Source organism: Loktanella sp. SALINAS62 (assembly GCF_018263905.1).
GTDB lineage: Bacteria > Pseudomonadota > Alphaproteobacteria > Rhodobacterales > Rhodobacteraceae > Loktanella.
In genome coordinates this window covers 184,127-201,811 of record NZ_JAAFZU010000023.1, presented here as the reverse complement: position 1 = coordinate 201,811, position 17,685 = coordinate 184,127, and the positions used below count along the sequence as shown (strand labels likewise).

The window sequence follows — 17,685 nt, the reverse complement described above, 5'->3', positions numbered from 1 at the left end:
CCCGCAAAGATAAAAAAACCGCGCGCACCATGGGGTGTCGCGCGGTTTTTTTGTACGCCTTGGTTTGTGCCCTAGTGTTGTTCGGGCACCAGAATTTCGCGCTTGCCCACGTGGTTGGCCGAAGACACCACGCCTTCGTCTTCCATCTGTTCGACCAGTCGCGCGGCCTTGTTATAACCAATCGCCAGCTTGCGCTGGATATAGCTGGTGGAACACTTGCGGTCTTTGATGACGATGGCAACGGCGGTGTCATACAACGCGTTTTCGGAATCGGACCCGTCGCCCAGACCCAGCACAGCATCGATGCTGGATTCCGTATCTTCTGACGGTCCTTCGACAACACCGGACATGTATTCGGGCGGCCCAAAGGATTTGAGGTAGTTGACGATCTCCTCGACCTCTTCGTCGGAACAGAACGGGCCGTGGACGCGCGTCACCTTGGACCCGCCCGCCATGTAAAGCATGTCGCCCATGCCCAGCAGCTGTTCTGCACCCATCTCGCCCAGAATGGTGCGGCTGTCGATTTTCGACGTGACCTGAAACGAAATCCGGGTCGGAAAGTTCGCCTTGATCGTGCCGGTGATGACATCGACCGATGGGCGCTGCGTCGCCATGATCAGGTGGATACCCGATGCGCGGGCCATCTGCGCCAGTCGCTGGATGCAGGCTTCGATTTCCTTGCCCGCGACCATCATCAGGTCTGCCATCTCGTCCACAACGACAACGATATAGGGCAGCACGACGGGCTTGAATTCATCCGTTTCAAAGATTGGATCACCGGTTTCATCGTCGAATCCGGTCTGCACGGTGCGGCTGAACATTTCGTCCTTGGCCAATGCTTCGCGGACGCGCCCGTTATAGCCGTCGATGTTCCGCACACCCATCCTGGACATCTTGCGATAGCGTTCTTCCATCTCTCCGACGACCCATTTCAGGGCGACAACCGCCTTTTTCGGGTCGGTCACGACGGGGGACAGCAGATGCGGGATGCCGTCATAGACGCTGAGTTCCAGCATCTTGGGGTCGATCATGATCATCCGGCATTCTTCGGGAGACAGTTTGTAAAGCAATGACAGGATCATCGTGTTGATCGCCACGGATTTACCCGAACCGGTGGTCCCGGCGATCAAAAGGTGGGGCATCTTGGCAAGGTTCGCCACGATGGGCTGGCCGCCGATATCCTTGCCCAGGGCCAGCGGCAGTTTCATCGCACTGTCACCGAAATCGCGGGCTGACAGGATTTCGCGCAGTACGACCTTTTCGCGGTTTTCGTTCGGCAGTTCGATCCCGATCACGGTGCGCCCCGGCACGGTGGATACGCGTGCCGACAGCGCTGACATGCTGCGGGCGATGTCGTCGGCCAGACCGATCACGCGGCTTGCTTTCAGCCCGGGGGCGGGTTCCAGTTCATACATCGTGACGACAGGGCCGGGGCGGACGGATACGATTTCGCCCTTGACGCCATAGTCATCCAAAACGGATTCCAGCATCCGCGCGTTTTCTTCCAACGCCTCGTCCGACAGAACGTGCCGCTGCACGCCCGACGGGTCCGCCAGTAGGTTCAGCGGCGGTATTTCGTAGTCTGCAAATTTATCTTCGAACGCAAGTTCTGGCTGCGCTTCGGCACGCGCCTGTTTCGACGGCAGGACCTTGCGGCTCAGCTCGTGCTGGACGACGGCGCGGCGTGGTTCGGCGGGTGTGGCGCGCGGCGCATCTGGATCGAACAGCGGTGCAGCAGTCAGCGAGGGCGCTTCTTCACGCGGAAGGGCGCTGCGCTGATAGACCGATGGCTCATCCGGGGCGATGACCATGCCATCATCGTCTTCATCATGGTCTTCGACGTGCAACAGGGTGTCCTGCGCCGTCAGCGGCGGAACAGACGGCAGGACCAGCGCCTTGGGGCGGCGGCCTTCGGTCAGCGACGGTTCTATGCGCACCCCTGTCACTGCAGGGGACACAACCGGCTGCGGTGGCATGGTGCGCGCGCGGACGGCGTCGGTGATCCGGCTGCTGATCCGATCTTCTGGCGGGCTTTCGACATCACCGTCGAAATCATGTTCCAGCAGTTCGGGTTCGGGCGCCTTGCGGCGCAACAACGACCCGATACCGGGCATTCTGCGGGTGTTTGGCGCGGGGACAGCATCGTCATCATGCGCGTGCTGTGCTGTCACGGGCGGTTCGGCGCGGCTGCCGTCGGCGCGGATGATCGGGGGCATTTTGCGGCCCGCGTTGCCCCCGGCATTGGCGCGGACGGCTGCGATGGCACGGGCGCGCACATCGTGCTGTTGAACAGGCTGGTCGGCTTGCGCAACACTTGCCTCACGCCGGGCGGCCATGGTGGTCCGCGCGGCACCCGCTGCGGTGGCGGCACGGCTGGTTCCCTGCGACAGCAGACGCAGTGCCGCATCATACAGCGTAATTGTCCCGAACAGGACGTAGCGTATGCCAAACCGGATTTCGACACGGGTAAAGCCCAGCGCAAACGCCATCAGCCCCAACGTCACGAATGCCAGCACCACTGACAGCACCTTGACCGAAAACGCGGCACTCAAAGGCAGGATCGTCAGCACCATGCCCAGAACGGTATCGCCCAGCAGCCCGCCAAGACCGAAATTCGGCGGCCAGCCCGCGCCCGGTGTCAACGTAGCGGCGTAAAGCGATGCAATGGCGACCGCGATCGGGGCAAAGACGAGTCGCGTGCCCGCACGGTCGGACCCGTGATGCAGCATGAACCTTGCGCCCCATGCCAGCAGCGTTAGCGGCAGCGCCCAGATACCCAAGCCGACGATCATGATGACCGGCGCCGCGATGGATGCACCCAATGGCCCCAACCAGTTGCGGACCGGGGCATCTGTGGCAGAAATCCAGGACGGATCATCTGGCGAATAGCTGAACAACAGTGCTGCACCCAGCAAGCCCAGCACCACCAGACACAGCCCCAGCAGTTCTTTGCCGCGTCGTTCCAGAATGGCCTGCGTTTCGCTGTCCAAAAGGGGATCGCGTTGCCGGGTCTGGTAAGAAGCCATTCGTTTCGTCCTCACTGGTAAAGGCAGTCGCGCAGTCGGGTCAGGCCCGTCGCAACATCGGTCTTGGGGCCGCACAGGGCGACACGGATATAGGACGCGCCGGGGTTTCCGGACGCGGTATCGCGGCTAAGGTATGCACCGGGCAGTGTACGCACGCCGGTGGTTTGCCAAAGATGCAGGGCGGCCCGTTCGCCGTCATCGACGGGCAGCCACAGAAAGAATCCGGCGGGCGGGCTGACGTAACCGGGCACATTGCCCAGAATGTCGTCCGCGATCTGAAATTTTTCGACATACAGCGCGCGGCTGGCGGCGACATGGTCTTCGTCGTCCCAAACACGGGCCGATACCGTCTGGATCGGGCCGGGCAGCGGGGCGCCAGCATAGGCCCGAAGCGCGCGGATGCGGGCGATATTGCCGGGGCCGGACGCACAAAATCCCGACCGCAGCCCGGCCAGATTCGACCGCTTTGACAGCGAATGAAAGATCACGACGCGGTCGGGGTCAGCGCCCATTTCGCGCGCGATTTCCAATGCACCCGGTGGCGGCGCATCGCGGTAAATCTCGGAATAGCATTCGTCGGCGAAAATGATGAAATCATGCTTTTCGGCCAAGCTGATCAGGTTGCGCCAATAGTCGCGGTCCGCAACGGCGCCCTGCGGATTGGCAGGAGAGCAGATATAGGCAATGGCGGTGCGGTCCAGCGTTTTGATGTCCAGTGCTGCGAAATCAGGCAGATGGCCGGTTTCTGCCGTTGCTGGCACATAGACGGGTTGCGCGCCGACGCTGAGCGCTGCAACGGCATAGACCTGATAGAACGGGTTCGGGGTTAGAATAACGGGTGTTTTGCCATTCTTGGTTTCAGGGCACAGCGCCATGGCCGCGTTATAAAGCCCCTCTCGGGTGCCGTTCAGGGCCATTATTTCTGCCGGTGCGACGGTCACGCCATAGCGGCGGTTCAGCCAGCGTGCGACGGCATCAAGCAGCACCGGCGCGCCGTCGTTGTTGGGGTATTTGGCAAAGCTCGCCATTTCGGCAGCCAGCGCGTCGGGCAGAAACGCGGGAAAGGCGTGCTGCGGTTCACCGATAGTCATGTTGACCGGTGTGTCGCCCGGCTGGACGGCATCCAGCAGCCCACGCAATCGGGGCCACGTCGCAACCGGAAGGTCTGCAAACCGCATCGGGGGTTTCATCTTACTGCCTCTCGTGCGGGGTCATGTCGCCCCACTTGCGCCTAACGTAGACGGCGGGCCCGTCCCCTGTCCAGCGGGACGGGGGGGCTTTGACGCAAGAATGTGTCTTTTAGGCCAGCGCCATCTCTGCCGCACGGGCGACCCGTAGCAACGCATCGTCGCGTCCCGGTTGGCCGCACAGCATGATCCCGCAGGATGGCGTGCCAGTGGGCAGCGTGACGGCGGGCAGGTCCATCAGGTTGGCGATGCGCGTATTGCGCAGCGTCAGCAGGTTCTGCGTCTTGTAGTAGTCGGAATCGTCCAGCAGGCGCCGGACCTTTGGCGGCAGGATCGAGGCCGTCGGCATCAGGATTGCATCATAGGGCGCAATCGCTTCGGCAAATTCGGCGCGCACGGCACGCAACCGGGTCCATGACGCGATGTAATCGGCCGCCGATACGTCTTGTCCGGCGCTGACACGTTCCTCGATCTGGTTGAACATGACGCCGGGATGGGTGCTGATCAGATCGCGCCACCACGCCCATGCGTCCGCTGTGTATAGCGGCCCGGCAAAGGTAAACACCTCTTCCATCGGGGGAAATTTCAGGTGATCGACCGTGACACCAGCGGATTGCAGTGTGGCGACTGCGGCGCGGAACCCGTCGGCCGGGGCCTGTTCCAGACCATCCATCGCAACGGTATCAAGAATCGCCATATGCAGGTCTTGACGCGGATTGGACAGATCAGGCGCGCGTTCACCGCCAAGGGCTGCCGTCAAAAGTGCGGCATCGGTGACGGATCGGCACAGCGGCCCGATGCTGTCGAACGTGATACACAGCGGCACGGTGCCTTGCAGGGTCAACCGCCCGTGGGTCGTCTTGAACCCCGTCAGATCGTTCCAGGCGGCGGGAACCCGCACCGAACCGCCTGTGTCGGACCCGATGGCAGCGGCCGCCAATCCGAATGCAACAGATGCCGCCGCCCCCGAAGACGACCCGCCGGGCGCTGCGTCATGGTCGTTGCGGTTCGGCGGTGTTGCGGTGATCGGGTTCACACCCAGCCCGGAAAACGCGATTTCCGACATATGGGTCTTGCCCAGACACACCAGACCGGCAGCGGTGGCATTTTCCAGCACCAGCGCATCGCGGACCGGCACCCGACCCGACAGCAGGCGTGTGCCCGCCTCTGTCGTGGTGCCTGCGGTATCGAACAGGTCTTTCCAGCTGATCGGCACACCGTCCAGCGGGCCGCGTCGCAGGCCAGAACTGGCCCGGTCACTGGCGGCGTGCGCTTCGGCGCGGGCGCGGTTTTCGGTGACGCTGGTGTAGATCCGCTTGCCATCGGGGTGCGCCGCGATGGCGGCCAAAAACACCTCGCACAGGGCGGCGGGGTCGATGCCGCCTGCGGCGATCGCCATGCCCAGATCCTGCGCCGTCATCCACCGCCAGTCGTCCATCGCGTCCTCCGTCATTTGTCGACAGGGTAGCGGTGCGCTGCCGCATGGACAATCCTGCATGCGCAACCATATCGTGCAGTATGAAAACTGAAAGCGACATTCTGATCGTCGGCGGTGGGCTGAATGGCCCAGTGCTGGCGCTTGCAGCGGCCCACGTGGGTCTGGACGTTACGATCGTTGACGCAATGGTGCCGGACACGCAGCGCGCGCCTGATTTCGATGGCCGGGCCTATGCATTGTCACTGACGTCGGTGCGGATGTTGCGCCGGTTGGGGGTCTGGGACGACGTTGCCGACGACGCCCAGCCCATGCTGGACATCAAGGTGACGGACGGTCGCGCCGGTGAAGGCGCGTCACCCTGGATGATGCATTTCGACCACGCCGAGATCGAAGAAGGCCCGATGGGCTGGCTGGTGCAGGATCGCCATCTTCGGCCCGCCCTGTTGGGTGCGCTTGACCGTGACGGGATCACGCATGTGACGGGCCGCACGGTCGTCAGCCAGCAGATCGAACAGGCTGGCGTGTCGGTGGCGCTGGACGACGGCACGACCTGTAGCGCACGTGTGCTGGTCGGGTGCGACGGGCGATCCAGCGGTACCGCGCGGCGGGCCGGGATCGGGCGCACCGGATGGGATTACGATCAGCGTGCGCTGGTCTGTGCCGTCGAACACGATCTGCCGCACAATGGCATCGCGCATCAATTCTTTATGCCGGGCGGACCGTTGGCGATCCTGCCCTTGACGGGCAACAGGTCGTCCATCGTCTGGTCGGAAAAAGCCAGCCGCGCGACGGCGGCGATGGAACTGGATGACGATGCGTTTCTGGACGTGCTTCGGCCCGCTTTTGGGTCGTTTCTGGGGGATATCCGGCTGGCAGGTCAGCGGTTCACCTATCCGTTGGGGCTGACACTGGCGCACAGCCTGATCGCGCCGCGTATCGCGCTTGTCGGTGATGCCGCACATGGTATCCACCCGATTGCGGGGCAGGGGTTGAACGCCGGTCTGCGTGATGTCGCGGCACTGGCGCATGTTTTGCAGGACGCCCGCCAGCGCGGACAGGATATCGGCAGCCCGACGACGCTGGACGCCTATCAGCAGTGGCGGCGTTTCGATACGGTCAAGCTGGCGCTGGCGACGGACGCGTTCAATCGGTTGTTTTCAAACGATAACGCCCTGCTGCGCGGGGTGCGCGATCTGGGCATGGGGATCGTGAACGCGGTGCCCGGTCTGCGCCGCGGTTTCATCCGCGAGGCAGCGGGACTGAACGGCGCGTTGCCGCGACTGATGCGCTAGGCGCTGGACACCGTGAAAGGCGCGCTATCTGTGTTGCAAACGGATAATAGGAGCGCCGCCATGAAAACCGCCAAAGACTATCTGGAAGAAGCCAACAGCGTCATCACCCGCATATCCACAGAAGATGCGATCAAGGCCCATGCATCCGACGATGGGGGTGTCTGGATCGATGTGCGCGACAGCGCTGACATGAAAAAGACCGGCACGATCAAGGGTGCAAAGCACGTCGCACGCGGTTTCATGGAATTTTCAGCCGACCCGGATTCACCCTATTACAAGGATTTCCTGAAGCGTGATGGCAAATATTACCTTGTCTGTGGTGCAGGCGGTCAAGCAGCGCTTGCCGGCAAGACGCTGAAGGACATGGGTTACACCGACGTCACCAACGTCGGCGGCGTCCCCGACTGGAAAGAGGCAGGCGGCCCGACCGAAGAGGTCTAGGCCCATATTTCCCAAAGCAGCCGCACGGCCAACGCCGTTGCGGCTGTGACCAGCACGGGTTTGATCAGGCGCGACCCGACCCGCATGGCCAGTTTCGATCCGACCCATGCCCCGGCGATCTGCGCCGCGCCCATTGCCAGCCCGACCGCCCACCAGGGCTGTGCAACCAGCGCATAGGTTGCGATGCCGCCAAGGTTGGATGCGAAATTCAGCAGCTTGGTATGGGCCGTGGCCCGCAAGACGCCGTATCCCGCCAACCCGACAAATCCCAACATATAGAACGCACCTGCCCCCGGTCCGATCAGTCCGTCGTAGAACGCCACCAGTGGCACGACGGTCAACGCAAAGATCCACGGCGCGATGCGCTGGGCGCGGTCCACATCGTTCAGACCCGGTTTCAGCGCGAAAAACAGCGCAATCCCGATCAGCAGGATCGGCAGGCCCAGCCGGATCACATCTGTCGGCAGGCGCGATGTCAGCAGCGCCCCCGCGATCGCCGCGGCAAAGGCCAGTAGCGCGGGCCGCAGTTGTTTTCGCAGGTCGACATGCCCGCCCCGCGCATATGTGATCGCCGCCATTCCCGCACCAAAGACACCCTGCACCTTGTTCGTGGCAATCGCCGTCACGGGCGGCGCACCGGCCAGTACAAGCACCGGCAGCGTGATCAGACCGCCGCCACCCGCGATGGAATCGACGATCCCGGCGATAAAGGCGGCCAGCAAAAGCCAGATCAGGACATCGGATGCGACTTCGAACATCTAGCCGACAAATTCGCTGTCGGCATAACCTTGAATGAACAGCAGGGCGGTCAGGTCTGAATGGTTGATCCTAACGGCACATTCTTTCTGAACGCTGGGTTTCGCATGCAGGGCAACGCCGGTGCCGGCCCGGCCCAGCATCCCCAGATCGTTGGCCCCGTCGCCCACGGCGATGGCGTCCGCTTCGGTCAGGCCCAGCCGGGTGGTGATCTCTGACAGTGCCTGAATCTTGGCTTCGCGGCCCAGAATCGGGTGACCGACGTCACCTGTCAGCGCACCATCCGCGACTATCAGGGTGTTGGCGCGGTTTTCGTCGAATCCCAGCGTTTCCGCGATCCGGGCGGTAAATGCGGTGAACCCGCCAGACACCAGTGCGGCATACGCGCCATGTGCCTGCATCGTTGCCACAAGCGTCTGACCGCCGGGCATCAAGGTGATGCGGGTGTCGACGACGTGCTGGATGATGCTGTCCGGCAGACCTTTCAGCAGGCCGACCCGTTCGATCAGCGCGGATTCGAAATTCAACTCGCCGTTCATGGCGCGGGCGGTGATATCGGCCACGCGTTCCCCGACACCTGCCTCTGCCGCCAGTTCGTCGATACATTCCTGACGGATCATTGTGCTGTCCATGTCGGCCAGCAGCAGACGTTTGCGGCGGTTGTCGGCGGGTTGCACCACCAGATCGACGCCCAACGCCTGCATGTCGTCCCAGACAGTCCATTGGTTTTCGGGCGCGGCGGGCATGGTGAATTCCGCAGCGGTGCCGCGCGACAGCCAGACAGCATCGCCGCCACCCCAGGCGTTGCGCAGGTTTTCGACCAGCGTGGCGTCCAATGCGCCGGGCTGCGCGATCAGGGTCGTGACGAACATGGGCGGTCTCCTTTGACGAACGGAGTAATGCGGTTAAGTCCGAAGGGAAAGCAGGAGAGCGGCATGACGGATCTGACATGGTGGCAACGCGGGATCATTTATCAGGTATACCCCCGCAGTTTTCAGGACAGCGACGGCGACGGGATCGGTGACCTGCAAGGCATCATCCAGCGGCTGGATTATATCAAGGCGCTGGGCGCGGATATCGTCTGGATTTCCCCGATCTTTCCATCCCCGATGAAGGATTTCGGCTACGATATCAGTGACTATCGTGGCATCGATCCGATGTTCGGCACGCACCGGGATTTCGATGCGCTGATCGCTGCGGCCCATACCCGCGGGCTCAAGGTGCTGCTGGATTTTGTGCCCAGCCATACAAGCGACCAGCATCCATGGTTTGTCGATAGCCGGTCGTCGCGCGACCACCCCAAACGCGATTGGTACATCTGGCGCGACGCCCAGCCCGACGGCAGCCCCCCCACCAACTGGATCAGCGAATTCGGCCCGACGACATGGGCGTGGGATGAAACGACGGGTCAATATTACCTGCATATCTTTCTGGCGTCCCAGCCCAGCCTGAACTGGCGCAATCCGCAGGTGCAGGCCGAAATGCTGGATACCATGCGGTTTTGGTATCAGCGTGGCGTCGATGGCTTTCGCGTCGATGCGATCACCCATGCCGCGCCAGACGTGGCAAGGGGCGACCACCCAGAAAATCCCGATTGGCATGACGGGATGAACCCGTCCCAACGGCTGTTGAAAGCTCATTCCAAAAACCAGCCGTTCAATTTTGATATCGTGCGGATGATGCGCCGCGTGACAGAGGAGTTTCCCGGTCGCCTGCTGTTGGGCGAAACCGACGGCACGCTGGCAGAGGTGACCCGCTACTACGGCGCGGATATGGACGGGTTCCAACTGCCGTTCAATTTTGCGCTGCTGGATGTGGAATGGACCGTTCCGGTCCTTGTCCGCACCATCGAAAACTATGTGGCGGCCTTGCCCCGTGACGGATGGCCGACATGGGTGATTGGCAATCACGATTGCATCCGTATCGCGTCGCGTGTGGGCCATGATCGGGCGCGGTTGGCGATGACGCTGCTGCTGTGTCTGCGTGGCACGCCGACGATCTATCAAGGCGACGAACTGGGGATCGAAAACGCTGATATTCCTGCGGACAAGGTGCAGGACCCGTGGGAAATTCAGGTCCCGGGCAAGGGGCTGGGACGCGACCCGGTCCGCACGCCGATGCCGTGGGATGCCAGCAACGGCGCGGGCTTTACCACCGGCACGCCGTGGTTGCCGGTTGCGGTGCCGCGCGACGGTCCTGTCAGCCTGCAAGGTCCGGGGTCGGTCGTGGATTATGTCCTGCAGCTGATCGCGTTGCGACAGGGGACGGACGCATTGCTGCGGGGTGCCTATCGCACTGTCACGGCGACCGATGATGTGCTGATCTTCGCGCGGGACGGGGCGGACCAGACAATCCTGATTGCGCTGAATTTCTCGGATCACACACAGCCTGCACCAAGCGGCGATACCCTGCTGTCGTCGCATGACGGCACTGGTCCGCTGGCCCCGCACGAGGCGCGAATCCTGCGCGCACACTAAGTCGCAAAATGTCGTAAAACCGTCGTTGCCTTTACCCGGCGTCCGATCTATGTCCGGCGGTGGGACACCCTTCCCCAACGAAGGGCGCTTATCTGTGAGGATACCAGCAATGGTTACGACCAAACCGGCAACGCGGCCGGCTAATCCGCGTTTTTCTTCTGGCCCCTGTGCCAAACCCCCCGTTTTTGAATTGCAGAACCTGTCCGACGCCCCATTGGGACGGTCGCACCGGGCTGCTGTCGGCAAGGCGAAACTTGCCGAAGCAATCGACCTGACGCGCACCATTCTGGGCGTGCCGGACGATTATCGCATCGGGATCGTGCCCGCATCCGACACCGGTGCCTATGAAATGGCGATGTGGACCATGCTGGGGGAACGCCCTGCCGAAATGGTTGCATGGGAATCCTTCGGTGCGGGCTGGGTCACGGATGTGGTCAAACAGCTGAAAATCGAAGCGCAGGTGCATACCGCCGAATATGGCGATATCGTCGACATGGCAGCGCTGAACTATGACAATGACGTCTGTTTCACCTGGAACGGCACGACATCTGGCGTGCGGATGCCGCATGGCGAGATGATCCCTGCGGACCGTGCAGGGCTGACGCTGTGCGATGCGACCTCTGCCGCGTTTGCGCAGGATCTGCCGTGGGACAAGCTGGATGTGACGACGTTCAGCTGGCAAAAAGTGATGGGCGGCGAAGCGGCACACGGCATGCTGATCCTGTCGCCGCGCGCCGTGGAACGACTGGAAAGCTACACGCCCGCATGGCCGCTGCCCAAGATTTTCCGCATGACCAAAGGCGGCAAGCTGATCGAAGGTATTTTTAAGGGTGAAACGATCAACACCCCGTCCATGCTGTGCGTCGAAGATTATTTGCTGGCGCTGAAATGGGCACAGTCGATCGGGGGTCTGGACGCCCTGCACGCCCGTTGCGATGCCAACGCACAGGCCATCTGGGACTTTTGCGATGCCAACGATTGGATTGCGAACCTAGCCAGCGATCCTGCGACGCGGTCCAATACATCCGTTTGCGTGAAATTCACGGACGACCGGATCACGGACGGACCCGCGTTTGCCAAGGCCGTCGCCAAACGGCTTGAAGCCGAAGGCGTGGCGTTGGATATCGGTGCCTACCGTGACGCCCCAGCCGGTCTGCGGATCTGGTGCGGTGCAACCGTGGAAACGGCCGATGTGCAGGCGCTGTTGCCTTGGATCGACTGGGCATTCCAAGCCGAATTAGCAGCCTAAGGCTGGCCGGGCGGACATGATTTCGCCCGACCGTCATTCCCCAATTTATGCGGGATGCGTCCCGCACCATTCATTCAAGGAGCGCCCATCATGGCCCCCAAAGTTCTGATCTCGGACGCGTTGTCCGAAGCTGCCGTCCAGATTTTCCGCGACCGTGGGATCGACGTGACGTTCGAACCCAAACTGGGCAAGGACAAGGAAAAACTGCTGGAAATGATCCATGAATTCGACGGTCTGGCCATCCGGTCCGCCACGAAAGCCACCGAAAAGCTGATCGAGGCCGCGACGAACCTCAAAGTGATCGGTCGCGCCGGGATCGGCGTCGACAACGTCGACATTCCTGCCGCGTCCAAAAAGGGCATCATCGTGATGAACACGCCCTTTGGTAATTCCATCACCACCGCCGAACACGCGATCAGCCTGATGATGGCCGTCGCACGCCAGATCCCCGAAGCAAACGCCAGTACCCACGCAGGCAAATGGGAAAAATCCCGTTTCATGGGGGTCGAGCTGACCGGCAAGACGCTGGGCGTCATCGGGGCAGGCAATATCGGGTCCATCGTGATCGACCGCGCCAAGGGTCTGAAAATGAAGGTCGTCGCCTACGACCCGTTCCTGTCCGAAGACCGCGCGCTGGAAATCGGTGTTGAAAAGCTGGAACTGGACGATCTGCTGGGTCGGGCTGATTTCATCACTTTCCACGTGCCGCTGACCGACCAGACGCGCAACATCCTGTCGGCGGATGCGATTGCCAAACTCAAACCCGGTGTGCGGATCGTGAATTGCGCCCGTGGCGGTCTGGTGGACGAAGCCGCGCTGGCCGAAGCGATCAAAAGCGGCCATGTCGCAGGTGCCGCGTTTGATGTTTTTGCCGAAGAACCAGCCACCGACAGCCCGCTGTTCAATCTGCCCAATGTCGTTGTGACACCGCATCTGGGTGCCGCCACGACCGAAGCACAGGAAAACGTCGCCCTGCAGGTCGCGGAACAGATGTCCGATTATCTGCTGTCTGGTGCCGTGACCAACGCGATCAACATGCCGTCGATCACGGCAGACGAATCAAAGATCATGGGCCCGTGGATTCAACTGTCCAAACATCTTGGTAATTTTGTCGGGCAGATGACCGATGAACCGATCCTGTCGATCAACATTCTGTTCGACGGCGAAGCATCGGATATGAACCTCAAGGCGCTGACAGCGTCGACCGTCGCGGGCATCATGCAGCGGCGGAACCCCGACGTGAACATGGTCAGCGCCCCTGTCATCGCCAAGGAAAATGGCATGAAGGTCAGCACGACCAAACAGGACCAGTCCGGCGTTTTCGAAGGCTATATCAAAGTCACGGTCAAAACTGCCAAGATGGAACGGTCCGTTGCCGGCACCGTGTTCAGCGATGGCAAACCGCGTTTCATCCAGATCAAGGGCATCAACGTCGATGCCGAAATCGGAAGGCACATGCTGTACACCACCAACCTTGATGTCCCCGGCATCATCGGTGTGTTGGGGCAGACGCTGGGCAACCATGGCGTCAACATTGCAAACTTTACCCTTGGACGTTCCGCAGCCAAGGGCGAGGCGATTGCCCTGCTTTATGTGGACGACAAAGTTCCGGAAGATGTCGTGCAAGCGCTTGGCGCGACTGAAAAGTTTCAGCAGATCAAAACGCTGGCCTTCGACGTCGCCTGACAGCTTGCGTCCTGAACCCAGATTTGGCCCGCCCGGACATCACGCCGGGTGGGCCTTTTTATGCGGACCTTGCGTCTGACCTGTCAATCGCCACGCAGCCTGCTACATATTGCCCGCAACTGACGGAGTGTGACCCATGATCTATGCAATCGGTGATATCCACGGCCAGAAACAGATGTTGGACCACGCGCTTGATCTGATCGCGCGGGACGGTGGCGATGATGCGGCGGTCGTCTTTCTGGGTGATTACACAGATCGCGGTCCTGATAGTGCAGGGGTGATCGACACGCTGATCGCCGGACGCGATGCGGGGCGTAACTGGACATTCATCAAAGGCAATCATGACCGGATGTTCGCGTTGTTCGTGGCTGATGGCACTTGCCATGATCCTGCGATCAAGTCGGGTCTGTCATGGATGAACGCCCGATTGGGCGGGCCGCAGACGCTGCAATCCTATGGGATCGTGCCGACGGGTCCGGCCGTATTCGATCTGGATGAAAATGGGCTGGAAATCCTGCGCTATCAGCCGACCGAACAGGGCGATCTGACCTTGGCCGAATTGGTCGCGGCGGCGCAGTCTGCGGTGCCGCAGGCGCATCTGGATTTTCTGTCGGGCAATCCGCTGATGCACCGTGCGGACGATCTGTTGTTCGTGCATGCGGGCATCCGTCCCGGCGTGCCGCTGGATCAGCAGGTCGAAAACGATCTGATCTGGATTCGCGATGGCTGGCTGGATAATGACGATGACCACGGCGTTATGGTGGTCCACGGGCACACAATGGTCGACCAGCCGACGCATTTTGGGAACCGTATCGATCTGGATGCAGGCGCGGGCAAGGGGCGGCCGCTGATCCCGGCGGTCTGTGATGACGGCAGTTGGTTCACCCTGACCGAATTCGGACGCGTGCCATTGGTCCGTGAATGACACGCAGCTTCGGCGATCTGACGGCCATCCTGTCACATGATTTCGACACGGTGATCGACGTGCGGTCGCCAGCCGAATTTGCAGAAGACCACGTGCCGGGTGCGATCAACCTGCCCGCGCTGTCCAACACGCAGCGGGCAGAGGTCGGGACGATTTACAAACAGCATGATCCTTTTACCGCGCGCAAGCTGGGGGCGGCAATGGTGGCGCGGAACGTGGCGGATTACGTCGATGGCCCGCTGAATGCGCATGACGGATCATGGCGCCCTCTGGTCTATTGCTGGCGCGGGGGGCAGCGGTCGGGGTCGGTGGCCACAATCCTGCAACAGATCGGTTGGCGGGCAGAGGTGGTGAACGGTGGGTATCAAGCCTATCGCAGACTGGTGTTTCGATATCTTTACGAAGCACTGTTGCCGCACCGCCTGATCCTGCTGGACGGCTATACCGGCACGGCCAAGACGGCGCTGTTGCACCGGTTGTCGTCGCGCGGCATCCAAACCCTCGATCTGGAAGGTCTGGCGGCGCATCGCGGATCTTTACTGGGGGGGATACCGGGCGGCCAGCCCGCGCAAAAAGGGTTTGAAAGCGCGTTGGCGGCGCAGTTGTCGCGGCTGGACCCCGACCGCCCCACGATCGTCGAAGCCGAAAGCAGCAAGATCGGGCGGCTTATGCTGCCCAAGCAGCTTTGGCAGCGGATGACCGAATCCCCAAGAATCGAAGTGACAGCGTCGCTGCCTGCACGGGCTGCATTCCTGACGGATGCCTATGCGGATATCATCGCAGATCCGGTGGCGCTGCGCGACCGGCTGCAACCCTTGCGGACCATTCGCGGTCACGCTGTTGTTGATGCATGGGAAGCGTTGTTGGATACGGGCGAATTCGTCACCCTTGCGACCGCGCTAATGGATCAACATTACGATCCTTCTTATGATCGGTCGCGTAAATCCGATACCCGCGATTGGCTGGGGCAGGTCCACGCTGACACGCTGGACGGGTCGGGGCAGGAAACGACTGCCGATGCGCTGGCGGCATTGATCCGCAGGCTTTAGCGCAGGCGCAACCTGTCGCCTGCGGTGATCGTACCGATCCGTGCGGCGTCGGCATAGCCTGCGGCGCGCAGTGCTTGCACAATAGCATCGACCTGACCCGGACTGACGGCGGCCAACAGGCCGCCTGCGGTCTGTGGATCGAACATCAGGTCACGGCGCGGACCGGGGGCCGCTTCGTATGCACCGGCACCGGTTTCGTTGTCTGTGAACAGACTGGACCGTGTGCCTGCGGCTGCAAGCGCCAGCGCGCTGTTCAAAAGCGGCACATCGGCCAGCACGATATTCGCGCCGACACCGCTTGCGTCACAGATGCCGCGCAGATGCCCGGCTAGACCGAACCCCGTCACATCGGTCATCGCGTGGGCATCGCGCAGGATTGTGCTGGCCTGTGCCTGCCCCTGACACATCGCCGCCAGTGCGGCGGCAACATCTGCACCGCGACCTTTGCCCGCCATTTCCGCGGCCATGATCGTGCCGCTGCCAATCGGCTTTGTCAGGATCAGCGCATCGCCCACCTGCGCACCGCCCAAGGTAATGGGTGCTGCATCGCACAGACCTGTGACGGTGAAACCGATGGTCAGTTCCGCACCCAAAGAGGTATGGCCGCCGATCACCTCTGCCCCGGCATCGGACAGGATGTGCCGGGCGGTCGTCACAATCTCGCGGACCGTGCGCGATTGCAGGTCGGCGGACAGACGCGGCAGGATCAGGTTTACCGTTGCCGCCTGCGGCGCGGCACCCATTGCCCAAATGTCGCCCAGTGCATGGGTCAATGCGATGCGTGTCATCAACACGGGGTCATCCCAGAAGGCGCGCAAATGGTCGGTGCTGACGACCTGCCGGACCTGCCCCATGGTCAGCAACCCGGCATCGTCGCCCGCCAGCCGGACCACATCATCACGCTGCGGCGCGGGCAGGTCTGACAGCGCGGCCTGCAAAGCCGCGCGCCCGACCTTGGCCCCGCAGCCGCCGCACATCGGTTTGTCGCCCAGCGCGTCCGGCAGACCCAGCGCGTGTCTTTTTGGCAGATTGGGCAGCGTCATCTGGGGCAGATCGCTGAAACGGCGCATGAACTTGCGGTCGATGTGATCTTTCCACCGCCACAATGGCCCGCCGGCAAAGGCCGTACCGAACCGTTCTGCAAGTGCGCTTTTACCGCCCAGAGATATCAGTTTCAGGTAATCACCCTGCGGGGTGTAATGGCGCAGCTTGTCGCCAGACAGCACAGCGCACAGGTTATCAAACAGGATTGGTGCTTCTCTGACGGCATAGACGCCGGCCTTGGGACGCGGGTCGTGGGTCAGATGCGCGCAATCCCCGACCGCGAATATTGCCGGATCGCTGGATTGCAGCGTTGGACCGACGGCGATGTATCCGTCATGCAGATCCACGGCGATGCCAGAAACCCAGTCATGCGGTTTTGCGCCCGCAGCACCCGTGGTGAAATCGGACCGGATGCGCTGGCCGTTGTCCAGCACCACGGCGCCTGGCTCAATGGCGGATACGGTCGTGTTTTCCATCACCTGAATGCCGTTGCTGTCCAGTGCCGCGCGCAGCTTAACCCGTGCGGTGTCGTTCAGCCCGGTCATTGCAGCGCTGCGGTCGATCAAGTGGACGGTCGGTTGCAGATTGCGCGACCGCAGCGCGTGCGCCATCGCCATCGACAGTTCTGCCCCTGCGACGCCGCCGCCCAGAACCACGATATGCGGATCACTGGCCTGCAGGCGAAACGCATCCCATCGGCTTGCAAACGGGGCCAGCGGTTTCGCAGGGATGCCATGATCGGCAAAGCCGGGCAGCGTCGGCATGTCAGACGTGATGCCCACATCGACGCTGACCACGTCATAGGCGACGGGTGGGCGTCCCGGCACCTCTATTTCCCAGTTTGCCAAGTCAATTCCGGTGACGGCCCCGTCGATCAGGCGGGCACCGGCAAAGCGTGCCAGCTTGACCAGATCAATGTCCAGTTCATCCCGCGTGTAATGGCCCGCAACGAACCCCGGCAGCATCCCCGAATAGGCAGCGGTTGGGCCGGGGGATATCAGCGTCAGACGCACGCCGGGCAGCGGGTTCATCCCCCATTTGCGCAAGACGATCGCATGCGTATGTCCACCACCGATCAGCACAAGGTCGCGGGTCTGGGGAAGCATGTTTTGCAT

General features: G+C 61.9%; 13 protein-coding genes. 7 read left to right on the top strand and 6 right to left on the bottom strand.

What is annotated here, in order from left to right; all coding sequences use genetic code 11:
- Positions 1-71: 71 nt before the first annotated feature.
- From GZH79_RS08505 to GZH79_RS08495, 3 genes are all read right to left on the bottom strand, one after another.
- Positions 72-3,026 (bottom strand): DNA translocase FtsK, encoded by a 2,955-nt coding sequence (locus tag GZH79_RS08505; protein ID WP_211643353.1) that lies wholly within the window; start codon positions 3,024-3,026, stop codon positions 72-74.
- An 11-nt stretch (positions 3,027-3,037) separates the two neighbouring features.
- The gene (locus tag GZH79_RS08500; RefSeq protein WP_211643352.1) at positions 3,038-4,216 is read right to left on the bottom strand and encodes an aminotransferase class I/II-fold pyridoxal phosphate-dependent enzyme; all 1,179 of its coding nucleotides are present in this window, start codon (positions 4,214-4,216) and stop codon (positions 3,038-3,040) included.
- Between the two features lie 109 nt (positions 4,217-4,325).
- A complete protein-coding gene (locus tag GZH79_RS08495; RefSeq protein WP_211643351.1) occupies positions 4,326-5,651 on the bottom strand; it encodes an amidase family protein in 1,326 nt (441 codons plus the stop codon).
- A gap of 44 nt (positions 5,652-5,695) precedes the next feature.
- Between GZH79_RS08495 and GZH79_RS08490 the strand changes: the two genes are divergently transcribed.
- Both GZH79_RS08490 and GZH79_RS08485 read left to right on the top strand, forming a co-directional pair.
- The gene (locus tag GZH79_RS08490; protein WP_211643350.1) at positions 5,696-6,943 is read left to right on the top strand and encodes an FAD-dependent monooxygenase; all 1,248 of its coding nucleotides are present in this window, start codon (positions 5,696-5,698) and stop codon (positions 6,941-6,943) included.
- 60 nt (positions 6,944-7,003) lie between these two features.
- Positions 7,004-7,384 (top strand): rhodanese-like domain-containing protein, encoded by a 381-nt coding sequence (locus tag GZH79_RS08485; protein WP_211643349.1) that lies wholly within the window; start codon positions 7,004-7,006, stop codon positions 7,382-7,384.
- On the opposite strand, the gene GZH79_RS08480 is transcribed toward GZH79_RS08485, so the two are convergent.
- Both GZH79_RS08480 and serB read right to left on the bottom strand, forming a co-directional pair.
- The gene (locus GZH79_RS08480; protein ID WP_211643348.1) at positions 7,381-8,142 is read right to left on the bottom strand and encodes a TSUP family transporter; all 762 of its coding nucleotides are present in this window, start codon (positions 8,140-8,142) and stop codon (positions 7,381-7,383) included. The genes GZH79_RS08485 and GZH79_RS08480 overlap by 4 nt on opposite strands.
- Positions 8,143-9,012: a phosphoserine phosphatase SerB gene (serB, locus tag GZH79_RS08475; RefSeq protein ID WP_211643347.1), complete on the bottom strand. Its 870-nt coding sequence runs from the start codon at positions 9,010-9,012 to the stop codon at positions 8,143-8,145. It lies immediately after the preceding gene.
- A 63-nt stretch (positions 9,013-9,075) separates the two neighbouring features.
- Between serB and GZH79_RS08470 the strand changes: the two genes are divergently transcribed.
- The 5 genes from GZH79_RS08470 to mnmH all read left to right on the top strand — a co-directional run bounded on the left by GZH79_RS08470 (position 9,076) and on the right by mnmH (position 15,526).
- Complete coding sequence (locus tag GZH79_RS08470) at positions 9,076-10,617, top strand: alpha-amylase family glycosyl hydrolase (protein WP_211643346.1); 1,542 nt, start codon at positions 9,076-9,078, stop codon at positions 10,615-10,617.
- Between the two features lie 109 nt (positions 10,618-10,726).
- Positions 10,727-11,866, top strand: coding sequence for a phosphoserine transaminase (locus tag GZH79_RS08465; protein WP_211643345.1), 1,140 nt, complete (start codon positions 10,727-10,729; stop codon positions 11,864-11,866).
- Positions 11,867-11,956: 90 nt separating this feature from the next.
- On the top strand, positions 11,957-13,552 hold the full coding sequence (gene serA / locus GZH79_RS08460) for a phosphoglycerate dehydrogenase (protein ID WP_211643344.1): 1,596 nt from the start codon (positions 11,957-11,959) through the stop codon (positions 13,550-13,552).
- Between the two features lie 136 nt (positions 13,553-13,688).
- On the top strand, positions 13,689-14,477 hold the full coding sequence (locus GZH79_RS08455) for a metallophosphoesterase (RefSeq protein ID WP_211643343.1): 789 nt from the start codon (positions 13,689-13,691) through the stop codon (positions 14,475-14,477).
- Positions 14,474-15,526 (top strand): tRNA 2-selenouridine(34) synthase MnmH, encoded by a 1,053-nt coding sequence (gene mnmH / locus GZH79_RS08450; protein WP_211643342.1) that lies wholly within the window; start codon positions 14,474-14,476, stop codon positions 15,524-15,526. Before GZH79_RS08455 ends, mnmH begins: the two co-directional genes overlap by 4 nt.
- Here mnmH and selD read toward each other — a convergent pair.
- On the bottom strand, positions 15,523-17,685 hold the full coding sequence (selD, locus tag GZH79_RS08445) for a selenide, water dikinase SelD (protein WP_211643341.1): 2,163 nt from the start codon (positions 17,683-17,685) through the stop codon (positions 15,523-15,525). The genes mnmH and selD overlap by 4 nt on opposite strands.